The organism is Nocardia sp. NPDC050408, from assembly GCF_044458905.1.
Classification (GTDB): domain Bacteria; phylum Actinomycetota; class Actinomycetes; order Mycobacteriales; family Mycobacteriaceae; genus Nocardia.
In genome coordinates this window covers 334013-347317 of sequence record NZ_JBITIL010000003.1, presented here as the reverse complement: position 1 = coordinate 347317, position 13305 = coordinate 334013, and the positions used below count along the sequence as shown (strand labels likewise).

At 65.5% G+C, this 13305-nt stretch carries 11 protein-coding genes; 3 read left to right on the top strand and 8 right to left on the bottom strand.

Features of this window, described 5'->3' with window-relative positions:
* Positions 1–133: 133 nt before the first annotated feature.
* The 4 genes from ACIBJI_RS11355 to ACIBJI_RS11340 all read right to left on the bottom strand — a co-directional run bounded on the left by ACIBJI_RS11355 (position 134) and on the right by ACIBJI_RS11340 (position 3220).
* Positions 134–598, bottom strand: a complete 465-nt coding sequence (locus ACIBJI_RS11355) for a DUF5130 domain-containing protein (RefSeq protein WP_364338896.1) — start codon at positions 596–598, stop codon at positions 134–136.
* Entirely contained in the window at positions 585–860 is a 276-nt protein-coding gene (locus tag ACIBJI_RS11350; protein WP_364338894.1) for a hypothetical protein, read from the bottom strand. The genes ACIBJI_RS11355 and ACIBJI_RS11350 overlap by 14 nt, the downstream gene beginning before the upstream one ends.
* A 217-nt stretch (positions 861–1077) precedes the next feature.
* Positions 1078–2682: a glycoside hydrolase family 13 protein gene (locus tag ACIBJI_RS11345; protein ID WP_396955748.1), complete on the bottom strand. Its 1605-nt coding sequence runs from the start codon at positions 2680–2682 to the stop codon at positions 1078–1080.
* 133 nt (positions 2683–2815) lie between these two features.
* Complete coding sequence (locus ACIBJI_RS11340; protein ID WP_364338892.1) at positions 2816–3220, bottom strand: globin; 405 nt, start codon at positions 3218–3220, stop codon at positions 2816–2818.
* A gap of 328 nt (positions 3221–3548) precedes the next feature.
* Here ACIBJI_RS11340 and ACIBJI_RS11335 point away from each other — a divergent pair, with 328 nt between their 5' ends.
* Complete coding sequence (locus ACIBJI_RS11335) at positions 3549–4256, top strand: HNH endonuclease (RefSeq protein WP_364339754.1); 708 nt, start codon at positions 3549–3551, stop codon at positions 4254–4256.
* 244 nt (positions 4257–4500) lie between these two features.
* Here ACIBJI_RS11335 and ACIBJI_RS11330 read toward each other — a convergent pair whose 3' ends face one another.
* Positions 4501–5061, bottom strand: a complete 561-nt coding sequence (locus tag ACIBJI_RS11330; RefSeq protein ID WP_364338890.1) for an XRE family transcriptional regulator — start codon at positions 5059–5061, stop codon at positions 4501–4503.
* Positions 5062–5184: 123 nt separating this feature from the next.
* Between ACIBJI_RS11330 and ACIBJI_RS11325 the strand changes: the two genes are divergently transcribed.
* Together ACIBJI_RS11325 and ACIBJI_RS11320 are read left to right on the top strand one after the other, a co-directional pair.
* Positions 5185–5889 carry an AzlC family ABC transporter permease gene (locus tag ACIBJI_RS11325; RefSeq protein WP_364338888.1) on the top strand — a complete coding sequence of 235 codons (705 nt, stop codon included), beginning with the start codon at positions 5185–5187 and terminating at the stop codon, positions 5887–5889.
* A gap of 58 nt (positions 5890–5947) precedes the next feature.
* Positions 5948–6268 (top strand): AzlD domain-containing protein, encoded by a 321-nt coding sequence (locus ACIBJI_RS11320; RefSeq protein WP_364338886.1) that lies wholly within the window; start codon positions 5948–5950, stop codon positions 6266–6268.
* 157 nt (positions 6269–6425) lie between these two features.
* Here the strand turns inward: ACIBJI_RS11320 and ACIBJI_RS11315 are convergent, their stop codons facing one another.
* From ACIBJI_RS11315 to ACIBJI_RS11305, 3 genes are all read right to left on the bottom strand, one after another.
* On the bottom strand, positions 6426–7091 hold the full coding sequence (locus ACIBJI_RS11315; protein ID WP_396955747.1) for a hypothetical protein: 666 nt from the start codon (positions 7089–7091) through the stop codon (positions 6426–6428).
* A gap of 182 nt (positions 7092–7273) precedes the next feature.
* Positions 7274–7729, bottom strand: a complete 456-nt coding sequence (locus tag ACIBJI_RS11310; RefSeq protein WP_364339752.1) for a thioesterase family protein — start codon at positions 7727–7729, stop codon at positions 7274–7276.
* An 8-nt stretch (positions 7730–7737) separates the two neighbouring features.
* Positions 7738–12717: an NAD-glutamate dehydrogenase gene (locus ACIBJI_RS11305; protein ID WP_364338882.1), complete on the bottom strand. Its 4980-nt coding sequence runs from the start codon at positions 12715–12717 to the stop codon at positions 7738–7740.
* Positions 12718–13305 lie beyond the last annotated feature (588 nt).

Sequence of the window (13305 nt, the reverse complement as noted above, 5' to 3'; positions counted from 1 at the left end):
ATGCCCTCGCGACACTGAGACGGGGCGTGCCATCCAGTGCGCACGCCCCTTTCACGTTTCGACAGCCGAAACGCAACTGGCGCGTCCACCTCATCGGTGAACGCGCCAGAGCACGCGGAATACAACTACTGAATCAGCGACCGATGGCCGCGGCCATCACGCGAACCGCGGAGACCAGACCGTCGATGAGCTCGCCCTGCCGGAACGAGCTCAGTGCGGCGGTGACGCCGAGCTGGCAGACGCGGTCATTGGCGCGATCGGCGACCTCGCGGCCGGAGCGCACCTCGATGGCCTTGTCATTGGGCGAAACCGCGATGAGCACCGAATGCGCGGCCTCGGGGGTCGTGGGGAAGACCGCGTCTGCACCGGCGGCCGGATCCGCCCCGAGATCGCCGATGTAGATGTTGAAGCGCACCTTGGTCGCGCGGGTCGCCTCGGTGAGTACGTTGTCCATCGTGAGCCGCTCGTCATCGCTGAACGGGGCTTCCTTGAACACCGCGCCGGCCTCGTGCACACCAGAGACGCGACCGCTGCTGGTGATCACCGAACCGTGCGGCAGTTCGGATTCGATTACCGCAGGCCAATTAGAACTTGCCACTTGCCCGGCCTCCGATCAGCTCCACCTCGGCGGATTCGATTGCCACATGGTGCCCATGCGACGAGTCAGCGTGGTGGCCCGATCCGGTCACCTCGTCGGTAGCACTCCACAGCACGGCAGGCTGGGTCCACTTCTGACCGAGGTCGAAGTGGACCGGCTTCTCGCCGGGCAGTGGCTTGCCGAGAAACGACAATCCGGCGATCGCGCCGTAGATCACCAGCGGGATGCCGAGGAAGATCAGCACTGTCTCGAGAACGCTCATGACTGCGCCTCGCTGACGCTCGGCTCCGTCATACGCATGGCGCGCTGGCACATGGTTCGCTCGCTTCGCTCACTCACGGGACTTACGGTAGACGATCCTCTGTAGTAGTTCGCGTTCTGGTCGGACTCGTGTTGTCCGCGCACGACTGTGCCTCGCTGGCGATCGGCTCCGTCGTGCGCGATGCAGGCTGTGACTTCCGTCGGCTCGCTGCGCTCGTTCACACCAGCCAGGCGGCGGCATTCGCGGGCAATTGTCCGTTCACCGGTGGGGCGCTGGCGAGCAGCACATCACCCGGTGGCAGCGGGATCGGCTCGGGCGAGGTATTCAGTACGCAGACCAGTCCACCCGGTCGCCGGAAGGCGAGACAACCCGCCGGACTGCCGTACCACTCGATCCGCGGTCCCGCGAATTCCGGTCGGACACCGCGTAATTCGATTGCCAAGCGGTACAGCGACAGCGTGGAGCCCAGCGCCTCCAACTGTGCCTCGACCGACGACGACGCCCACTCCGGCGGTATCGGCAGCCAGGACTGCGCGGCCGTGGTGAAGCCGAACGGTGGCGCCGCACCCTCCCACGGAATCGGGACCCGGCAGCCGTCGCGTCCGCGCTCGGTATGTCCGGAGCGCTCCCAGACCGGATCCTGCAGCACCGCCTCCGGCAGATCGTCCACATTCGGCAGTCCGAGTTCGGCACCGTTGTAGATGAAGACCGCACCGGGCAGCGCCAACTCCACCAGCATCATCGCCCGGGCCCGCGCGACCCCGACCGGACCATCGCCGTATCGGGTGACCTCGCGCTCGATGTCGTGGTTGGACAGGGTCCAGGTGGGCGAGGCGCCCACCGGCGCGACGGCCGCGAGCGAATTGTCGATGGCCGCCCGCACTGTGTCGGCGTGGAATTCCGCTTCGGCGAGGCGGAAGTTGAAGGCCAAGTGCAGTTCGTCCGGTCGGACGTACTCGCCGAAGCGGGTGTTGTCGTCGACCCACACCTCACCGATCGAGACCGCGTTCGGATACTCGTCGAGCACCTTGCGGATGCGGCGGTGAATCTCGTGCACATTGGGATTGTTGAAGCGCGGATCGCTGTCATCGTGCACGAGCATCTTGGTCTCGACGCGCTCCATATCGGGCAGGCCGTCCGGTTTGGCCATGCCGTGTGCGACATCGAGGCGGAAGCCGTCGATGCCGCGGTCGAGCCAGAACCGCAGCGTCTGCTCGAAATCCGCGGCGACCTCGGGATTCTGCCAGTTCAGATCGGGTTGCTCACGCGCGAAGATGTGCAGGTACCACTGGCCCGGGGTTCCGTCGGGCTCGGTGACGCGCGTCCAGGCAGGTCCGCCGAAGATGCTCGGCCAATTGTTCGGCGGCGCGGCGCCGTCGGGACCGCGGCCGTCGCGGAAGATGTAGCGCTCACGTTCGTGGCTGCCGGGCGCGGCGGCCAGCGCCGCGACGAACCACGGATGCTGGTCACTGGTGTGGTTCGGCACCAGGTCCATGGTGACCCTGAGATTGCGGTCGTGCGCCTCGGCGATCAACTCGTCCATCGCCGCCATGCCACCGAACAGCGCGTCGATATCGCGCGGATCGGCGACGTCGTAGCCGCCGTCGGCCATCGGCGAACGCATCACCGGACAGATCCAGAGCGCGTCCACCCCGAGTAGTTCGAGGTAGCCGAGCTTCTCGCGAACTCCGCCGAGATCGCCGATCCCGTCACCGTCGGAGTCCGCGAAGGATCTCGGATAGACCTGGTAGAACACGGCCGACCGCCACCAAGGTTGGGCGGTGCGATCCACCGACGCCGGCGCGGTAGGTGTATCAGTCACATCCGCAATAGTGCCAAAGATTTTCGGTAAATTCGCCCAGGCTCAACTGTGTTCTGCGACATTCGGCAAATTTTCAGCGTTGCACAACATGAGCCGAAACCCTGGTCCTGACCCCGAACTGGACGAAAGCATCTCACCAAGCCGCATTCATCAGCGAATTTGCCGCCATCTCCAAATAGTCGAGCAACGCCTTGCGATGTTCATCGTCCAGAATTTCCGGTTCGATTTCCGCCACGCCGATGTGCATGCAGCGCAGCCATGCGTCGCGCTCCACCGGACCGATTTTGAACGGCATATGCCGCATCCGCAGCCGCGGGTGCCCGCGTTCGTCGGAGTAGGTGCGCGGCCCGCCCCAGTACTGCTCCAGGAACATGCGCAGGCGCCGCTCGGCCGGACCGAGGTCCTGCTCCGGATACAGCGGGCGCAGCACCTCATCGTCGGCCACCTCGCGATAGAACGCCGCGACGATTCGCTGGAACGTCTCCGCCCCGCCGATCGCCTCGTAGAACGACGTGGCTGTCTGCTCGCCGGAAGTCATCAAATCCTCTCGATCGGGGCCAGGCTGTGTTGTTTCGAGCGACCCGCAAGCGATCACTACTGATCCTTTCGAGCGACCCGCAAGCGATCGCTACTGATCCTTTCGAGCGACCCGCAAGCGATCGCTACTGATCCTTTCGAGCGACCCGCAAGCGATCGCTACGGCCCGCCGTCCATTGTGCCCGCGTCACAAACGGGCTGCCCTTCAACCACAGTTCATCCGACATTGTGCGAAATCACCGTGCAATAGCAGGCGTTCCATGGTCAACTGGGTGGCAGTCTCTGCCGAGATACCACATGATCTTGATTACGAAGAAACCGGGGTCACCATGAAGCAGCGGCACGGCCGATCACATGAGGCCAGGACGCACCGACAACTCCAGCCCGCCGACGTCCACAATCGTGGGTCGGGGGCTACTCCGCTGCACATCTTGTCCGACCACCATCCGGGTGCCCATCGCACCGGTGAGCTTGCTCACCACATTCCACACCTCACGCAGGTCCAGAACGACGCCGCCAACTGGTTGAAGCGCCGGGTGTTGCTTCTGAATGCCACCTACGAGCCGCTCACCGCCTTGTCCGCGCGCCGGGCCGTCGTTCTTCTCATCTGCGATAAAGCCGACACCGTCCACCACGACGCCGAGGGTTCGGTGGTGCATTCCGCCGAATCCGCCGTCACGATTCCCTCTGTCATCCGGCTGCGCAGCTATGTGCATGTGCCCTATCGGGCGCGCGTCCCGATGACCCGCGCCGCCCTCATGCACCGCGACCGCTACCGCTGCGGCTATTGCGGTGGCAAGGCAGAGACCATCGACCACGTCATCCCGCGCAGCCGCGGCGGCGAACATTCCTGGGAGAACTGCGTCGCGAGCTGCGCGCCGTGCAATCACCGCAAGGCCGACAAGCTGCTCAGCGAACTGGGGTGGACGTTGCGTTCGCCACTGGTATCGCCGAAGGGGCCGCATTGGCGGCTGTTGTCCACGACCACCGAGCTGGATCCGGTGTGGTTGCAGTATCTCGGTGAGGGTGCGGCCTAGTCCCTTGCCCGGAGTGGTTCCGTCGTCAGCTCGGGCGGGATTCATTTTCCTGCCGCGCATGTTCTTCGCATCCGCAGAGAGTCCATCGCTGCGCATCAGCGGGTGCGTCGCAGCCGTGGCCGAAGGGCTGAGCGAACCGACGACCGCGCTGCGGCTGTCGGCTGCGAGCGCGACACCCTGACCGGTGGCGAGCATGGCGCCGAGCGCGTCGTTGAGCGTCGAGGATCGTGCGACGAGGTTCCGGCTAGGTGTATTCGACGACTAATGCTGCCCATGTATCAGGGGCGAGCGCCTCGAAGACGTGCGGGGCATCGCCCGGGTAGGAGATGTAGTCGCCTGGGCCGAGTTCGACGGGCGCGTCGATCGGACCGATGAGGGCGCGACCGGTGGCTAGCAGTACATGCTCGATCACGCCCGGGATATGCGGATCGGATTTGCGGGCATGACCGGGTTCGGCCGTGATTCGGAACAGATCGCGGCGCGAGTTGGCCGGACCGGCTGCCAACAGCGTGGCGCGGTACTCGGACTCCGCGGCTGCGACCACCGGGCCCTCCCCTGCGCGGACCACCTGAACGGTCGGGCGTGGCGGGTCGAGCAGCCGCGAGAAGGGAATGTCCAGGGCGACGCACAGCGCCCACAAGGTCTCCAGGCTCGGATTACCGGTACCGGATTCCAGTTGGGACAGTGTGGATTTAGCCACACCCGCCCGGTTGGCGACCTCGGTGAGCGATAGCCCGGCGCGGGTGCGCTCGCGGCGCAGGGCAGCGGCGATCACCGCCTGTGGCGTCGTCGGACTCTGCTCCATTTCCGCTCCCGTCGACTAGAGGGATGGCAGGCCGGGGAAGCCGGCCGGGGTCGGTGAGTACAGCTGACCGCCCAACAGAGAACCATATTGACGAATCGTCCCGCCATGTTCACTATAAGCTACATGCGTTCGATATGGCGAACACTCGATCGGGACACACTCTCCGGGATCGCGGCGGTACTGCTCGCGGTAGGGCTGATCGGTGTTTCCTACGGCGCGACCGCTGTCACCTCGGGTTTTCCACTGTGGGTACCGATTGTGCTCGGGATCGTGGTGCTCGCGGGAGGCGCGGAATTCCTGTTCATCGGGATCATGGCCGCCGGTGGCAGCCCGATCGCGGCGGTACTGGCCGGACTGCTGGTCAATGCGCGGCATCTGCCGTATGGCCTGTCGGTGCCCGATGTGGTCGGTACCGGATGGCGGCGGCGTATCGGCGTGCATGTGATGAACGACGAATCCGTCGCACTGGCACTGGCCCAACCCAATGTGGCGCGTCGGCGGGCCGCGTATTGGGTGAGCGGGTTGGGTGTGCTCGTTGCGTGGCCCGGCGGTGCGGCGATCGGTGCGCTGATCGGGACGATGGTGCCCGATACCGGTGCGATCGGGTTGGATGCGGTGTTCCCGGCGGTGTTGTTATCGCTGATCATGCCTGCCTTGCGAGCGCGTGGCACTTTGCGCGCGGCTTTGATCGGAGCGATCGCGGCCGTGGCGAGTGCTCCGTTCCTCCCCGCAGGAATGCCTGTGCTGGTTGCGCTTTCGGGGCTGTTCTTCGCTATCTCGAGGGAAGGCGACGGCAAGGCCGAATCTGAAGAAACGCAGGCGGCATGAGCAAGCGATTCATCGGCGGAGCACATCCGACCGGACCGAGGATTGCGGAGGCGCAGCCGTGAGTACTCCGGTCTTGCTGGTGGCCATGTTCGCGCTGTCCGCCGGAACATATGCCTTCCGTTCATCGGGCCCGGCACTGCGCAACCGCATCCGGTTCCCAGCGCGAGCAACAAAACTGCTGGAGATCGGCGCGGTCGTCCTGCTCGCGGCGATGGTCGCCATCACCACTGTGCCCATAGGCTCCGGCAACCTCGGATTCGCCCTGCCCGCAGGGGTTTTGGTCGGCGGCCTCCTGGCATGGCGCAACCAACCGATGCTGGTGGTCATTCTTGCCGCGGCAGGTACGACCGCTCTGCTGCGTTTAGTCGGCATCACCTAACTCGGGTAGTGGCTGCACTCCGATACACACGGTGTGTAGCCGCTACAACGGGTGCGGCACACCCCTTTTAGGCTGCTCCACACGACGGGATCCCGAAAACCCGAGCAGGCGAGCGGGATAGCGCTGCCTGGCGTGGACACCACAGGTCGATGGCCGGTCAGCTGGGAGTAAGGGGGATTCCGCCGCCTAGGCGGCGCGCCACGGAGCCGTAGCGGGCATCCAACCGGAGCCAGGTTCTGGTGGCGCGGACCCGGACGATTTCGGCGGGCGGGATGCGGCGGGAGTCGGCCTTGTCACCGGAGTGTGGAATGAAATCCATTGCGGTCAGGGCGAATACGACGCGCATCGGAACCTGCACCCGAACCTCGGCCGCGGATACCGTGAGCACCGTCTGGTCCAGCAGGGAGGCGGGTGGGCCGTGATTACTGCCGTGCTCCTTGGCCAGCGCCACACCCTGTTCGGCGAGTTCGACGAGGGTGCGCGCGGGCACATCATCGACGTGTTCGAAGCCGGCATCCGGCGGCAGCGCACCGCGCCAAGCCGAATCCATCGAGTAGCCGAGATCAATCGGACTCCCGGACGGCAAACCGGCCAGCACCAGATCGGCGCCGACGGTGACATCGTCGACGCCGAGTTCGGCGACCACGGTACGCACCGCGAGCGCCTCGAAACCCGTTGCCACCCACGCGGATACATACCGTTCCCCGCGGCGGCGCATACGCACCACCGCCGCGGGGTCCAGTCGAATGGCCCGGCTCAGAAAAGTCGCCAGATTCTCCCGCTCGGCCGGATCGGCAACCTCCAGGACGCGCTGTCCCGACATCAGTGCTCCCACATCACCACATCGCGGCCGCCGCGCGACAACCGCTGTCCGCCACCACCGCTACTCAACCGGCTGCAGCCATCACCATACGAGCCGACGCGGACGACCGCTGCTCGACGGCCGACGCCAGCCATTACCGCCCAGCGATCCGAGTCCACCACCCGAACTATCCGGGCAGTCGCTCACTCTTTCCACTCGGCGAGGTAATCCCGTTCGCTATCGGTGAGCCGACGCAGGCGCTGCGAGCGCATATCGAAGGCCGCGATCTGGGTCGAGGCGATCACCGCGGGCGGCGAGTCCGGGGCCGCGCCATTGGCCCGGACCTCGTAACCGATGGTGAAGTCGACCGCACGCAGCTGCTCGATCCACATGGCGATGTCGAGCGGGGTGTCCTCGTGACGCAGTTGGCCGCGGTAGCGGACCCGAAGGTCCGCCAGCACACAGCCAGACCGCAACGGCGCGGTCGGGCGTCCATCCTCGAACAGCCATGGAATCCGTGCCTCCTCCAGCAGCGTCACCATGCGGGCATGGTTGACGTGCTGGAACACGTCCATGTCCGACCACCTGACGTCTACCTTGGCGTGGAAGCGCTTGGGCAGCAGCAGGCTGCCACCAAGCGCCCTCCCATTACCGTTCATCGAACTGGTCAACGCGGTACCTCCGATTGGGCGCCCACCCCGCTCACCATGCTTCGCACTTGCCGCGCTGCAACCGACAGCGTGGCGAGATCGTGGGTTCCGGACTCGAACAACTCCGACAGCGCGGCCCGAGCGCGCCCGAGCCGGGACTGGTTTTTCGACTCCCAGTATGCAATCTTCTCGTCCGCTGTCTCCTCCGGGTCGCCCCCGGAGAGCACGTCGAGGGTCAGCGAGCGCAGCGATCCGTACATATCGTCGCGCAGTGCGAGCCGGGCCAGCGAATGCCAGCGATCGCCGCGTTCCAGGTGGCTGACCGCCTGCAACAGCCAATCGATCTTGAGGTGATCGTTGAGCGCGTAGTACAGCGAACCGACCTCCTCACCGCTGCGATCGGTGATATCTGCGATATCCAACACATCGAGCAGCGGGAACAGATTCAGCAGCCCGAAGACCTCGGTGGCGAGGTCGGTCGGCGCGCCGCGGGCGATCACTTCGGCGGACTGATCGGTCAGCGTGGAGACGTGATGTCCGCGCAGCCAGCCGGGCACCTTCGGCGCCAGCTCCCGCACGCCCCGGCTGTACCGATTGATCTCCGCGCCGACCGCGATCGGCTGCGGGCGGTTGCTCAGCAACCAGCGCGAGGCGCGGTCCAGCGTCCGCTTGGTCTCCAGTTCGAGTTCGTCGCGCACCGACACCGCGGCGTCGGTGGCCCGGATCCGCTCCCACATATCGTGCAGATCGAAGATCTCGCTGGCCGCCGCGAATGCGCGCACGGCGTCGGTCGAGCTGGCGCCGATCTCCTCGTTCAGCCGATGGGCGTAGGAAATGCCGCCGTAGTCGATCATCTCGTTCACCACCATGGTGGTGGTGATCTCGCGACGCAGGCGGTGCCGCTTGATGGCGGTGCCGAAGCGCTCGCGCAGCGGTGTCGGGAAGTACTCCGGCAGCCGGGTGGCGAAGTAGGCGATATCCGGGAGATCGGTTTCGAGCAGATCGGCCTTGAGCGAAAGCTTCACGTGCGCCATGAGATTGGACAATTCTGGCGAGGCGAGCCCCGTGCCCTCTTCGAGCCTGCGCTTGATCTCCACCTCCGATGGCAGCGCTTCCAGCTCACGATCCACCCCGCGACGGGCCTCCAGATCCTCGATGAGCCGCTGGTGCACATGCAGCATCCTGGGCGCCTCGGCCCGGGAAATACCCATCAGGAAGTTCTGGGAGACGTTGTCCTGCAACACCATCTGGGCGACCTCATCGGTCATCGAGGCGAGCAGCGGATTGCGTTCGGCCTCGGGCAATACACCCGCGCTGACCACACCGTCGAGCAGCACCTTGATATTGACCTCGTGGTCGGAGCAGTCGACACCGGCCGAGTTGTCCAGTGCGTCGGTGTTCATCTTGCCGCCATCGCGGCAGAACTCGATTCGGCCGAGCGCGGTCGCACCCAGATTGCCGCCTTCGCCGATCACCTTGACCCGCAACTGATTTCCATTGACGCGCACCGCGTCATTGGACTTGTCGCCGACCTCGGCATTGGTCTCGGTACTCGCCTTGATGTAGGTGCCGATGCCGCCGTTCCACAGCAGTTGCGCAGGCGCGAGCAGGATCGCCCGCACCAGTTCCGGCGGTGACAGCGCGACCACATCGTCGGCCAACCCCAACGCCTTTCGCGCCTGCGGGCTGATCGGCACCGACTTGACGGTGCGATCCCAGACGCCACCGCCGGTGCTGATCAGCGAGGTGTCGTAATCGGCCCAGGACGAGCGCGGCAATGCGAACATCCGCTGCCGCTCCCGGTACGAGGTGGCCGCATCGGGATCAGGATCCAGGAAGATGTGCCGGTGGTCGAAGGCGGCGACCAAGCGGATGTGCTCGGACAGCAGCATGCCGTTGCCGAAGACGTCGCCGCTCATATCGCCGACGCCGACCACGGTGAAATCGGTGGTCTGCGTGTCGATATCCATCTCCTGGAAGTGGCGTTTCACGCTCTCCCACGCGCCCTTGGCGGTGATGCCCATCGCCTTGTGGTCGTAACCCGCCGAACCACCGGAGGCGAATGCGTCACCGAGCCAGAACCCGTAGCGCTGCGCCACACCGTTGGCGATATCAGAGAAGGTCGCAGTGCCCTTATCGGCGGCGACCACAAGGTAGGTGTCGTCGCTATCGCGACGGATCACCCGCTCGGGCGGCAGTACCGCACCGGTCGCGCGGTCGACATTGTCGGTGACATCGAGCAGCCCGGAGATGAAGGTCCGATAGCATTCGACGCCCTCAGCGCCGAGTGCCTGCCGATCCGCGGTCGGATCACCGGTGGCCGCGGGCGGCTGCTTCACCACGAATCCGCCCTTGGCGCCGACCGGCACGATCACCGCATTCTTCACCGCCTGTGCCTTCACCAAGCCGAGGATCTCGGTGCGGAAATCCTCCAACCGGTCCGACCAGCGCAACCCGCCACGGGCCACCGGACCGAAGCGCAGATGGACGCCCTCGACCCGCGGCGAGTACACGAAGATCTCGAATTGCGGCCTCGGCTTGGGCAATTCGGCGATTTCGCGCGGTTCCACCTTCACCGAGATGTACCCGCGCGAATTGCCCTGGGCGTCGGTCACGTAGTAGTTCGTCCGCAGCGTCGCCTTGACCAGCGACAGGATCGCCCGCAGGATCCGGTCGGCGTCCAAGCTGACGACCTCGTCGACGCGTCCGCGGACCCGGGTCTCCAATTCGGCGGCGTGCTCAGCCGATTCGGTATCCGGATCGAACCGCGCCGCGAACAGATCGACGAACAGCCGCGCGATATCCGGGTAGGCCAGCAGCACCCTGGTGATATTCGCCTGGCTGTAGGGGAAGTCGGCCTGCTGCAGGTACTTCGCGTACATCCGCAGGATCGATACCGCCCGCCACGTCAGCCGGGCGCGCAGCACGAGTTCATTGAGCCCGTCGGCCTCGGCACGCCCGAACCAGACCGCCTCGAAGGCCTCGGTGAACCGGTCGTGCAGACCACGCTCCTCCGATTCCAGCGCATCGGCTCTGGCCGATGACTCCAGCAGTTCGGCGTCCAGATCCCGGTCCAGCGAACTACGCAGCAGTTCCGGGCGAGCCAGCAGGCCGAAGTCGTAGATCCAGCGTTCCCCGCCGTCATCGCCGGGCACCGGATCCAACAGAATCTGATATGGCCGCTCGTCGACCACCTCGACACCGAGACTCTGCAGCACCGGCAGCACCTGGCTCAGCGAGATGCCGCTACCGCCGATGTAGAGGGTGAACCGCCACGAACCCGGCACCGAATCCGCGCGACGATACAAGTATTGGTCGATGGAGCCCGCGGCAAGGCCCTCCAGCCGGACCACGTCGCCCAGTGCGCGCTCGGCGGCGAAATCCTGTTTGTACGCCTCCGGGAAGGACTCGGCGTAGCGCTGCACGACGCCGGGATCCACCACGGTCGAGGTACTCACCGCATCGTTGAGGCGGTCGTCCCAGGTATTCGTCGCCTCGGCGAGCAGGTTCTGGATGCGCAGCCGATTAGCCTCGGAGGTGTCGGCCTGGGCCATCGATTCGCGCGGCAACCCGAGATCGGACTCCGGCATGCGCACCGTGAAATACACACTGGCCAGCTCGCTTTCGCTGACCCGCGCGGAGTAGTCGATGGAGACACCGCCCAGTTCGCGCACCAGGATTTCCTGCATCTCCAACCGCACCCGCGTGGTGTAGCGATCCCGAGGCAGATAGACCAGGCACGCGACGAACCGTCCATAGCCGTCCGAGCGCAGGAACAGCCGAACCTGTCGGCGCAGACCGACATTCAGCACCGCGGTCGCGGTGCGACGCATGGTCTCGACATCGGAGGAGAACAGTTCGGTGCGCGGGAACGACTGGATGACCTCGAGCATGGCCTGCCCGGAGAACGAATCCAGGTCGAAGCCGCTCTCCTCGATCACCGAACGCACCCGGCGCTCGATCACCGGAATATCCAGGACGTTCTCGTGTACGGCGGTCACGGTGAAAACACCGATGAACAGGTGCTCGCCGACAATCGTGCCGGACTCGTCGAAGTCGGCGACGCCGACGAAATACGGGTACACCGAGCGGTGCACGGTGGCAGGCACCAGGCCCTGGGTGAGCATGAGCAGCTGGCGGTCACCCGCGTTGATCGGCACCCGGAAGTCGGTGCCGACATCGGGGCGCAGCACGCCGAGGCAGGTGCCGGGCAGCGGGTTCGAGATCGTCTGTCCCTGGTCGGCGCTGAGCTGGTAGCGGGCATAGCCGAGCACGGTGAAATTGCCACTGGCCAACCAGCGCAACAGGTTCGCGGTATCGACCAGATCGATATCGGAGAACGGCGCATGGCCGGATTTCGCCGCCACCTCCAGCTCGTCGGCCAGGTTGCTCTGCACCTGTTTGATGGCCTCGGTATCGCCGATGACCTGACGCACATCCGCGACCACATCCGGCATCGACTGCTCGATCCGGTCCAGCAGGGCCGGACTGGTCGACGGGTGCAGTTGCAGGTGCATCCATGATTCGCGCAGGCCGTCGGTCCCGTTGCTGTCGACCTCGTGCGGTGCGGCGCTGGTCAGCCGTCCGTCCGGATCGCGCGTCACCTCGAAGATCGGGTGGATCACCTCGCTCACGCTGACGCCCATCCGGCTCAGCGACGAGGTGATCGACTCCACCAGTAGCGACATATCGTCGGTGACCAGCTGCACCGCGGCGCCGAGGCCGGAGCCGTCGTCGGGGTGGTAGACCCGCACCAGCGCCCGCCCGACGGGGCGGGTCATCGCGAGTTCCATATGCCGCCGGAAGATCTGAGTGATCCCGGTGATCGCACAGTCCACATCGCCCGCATCGACGTGGCGGAAATACGCCTCCTCGAGGGTTGCGAGCTCGCCGCGCAGCGACTGCGGCAAACTCGCGGCCCACGCCGCTGTGTTCACCCGCCCCGCCGGCTGCGCCGGCTGCCGTCCTCCATCGGACAATTCGGACGAGACCGTCATTTTTTTCGCCAACTCCTCGGATTCGGTTCCGCAACAAAGTGACGCCGGTCCGAGAGTAGCTGTGCCATGCTGACGCGTGGGTGAAATCCCTTCTAAATGCAGGGTGTTCACCGATACCGCAGCGTTCGCCGCTTGATAGCCGAGGTCGATGGTCTCGGCACAGCTTCCGATCGGACCGGCGACGTCAGGTAGACGCGATCGCGGTGGTAGCGACCCAATGCCCGGACTGCGCCTGCGCATGCACGGTCCCCACCATAGTCAGATCTTTGGAACGGCGTGTGTCGACCGTATTTCCTTCGATGAAGACACTGCGCGGTGCGTGTTCGCCGCAAATCCTTCGGCAGAACGCCCCTTCGAGGTCGTCATGCACAAATGTGATCGCCTCCGTGCCGGTCCGCAACCCGCCGCGGCGACTGGGCACCGAAGGGTCTTCGGCAATAGGGATTCCTGGATTGCTCGGCCTGCGCCTGCTACCTACGCGACAGCGTGCGAACCGGAACGCGCATGCCGCTTCAGCCTGGCCGAAACATGGTGTGGCGGCTCGATTGAGCCGCACCCGGCTCGTCCGACAGGGCAGTGCACACCGCA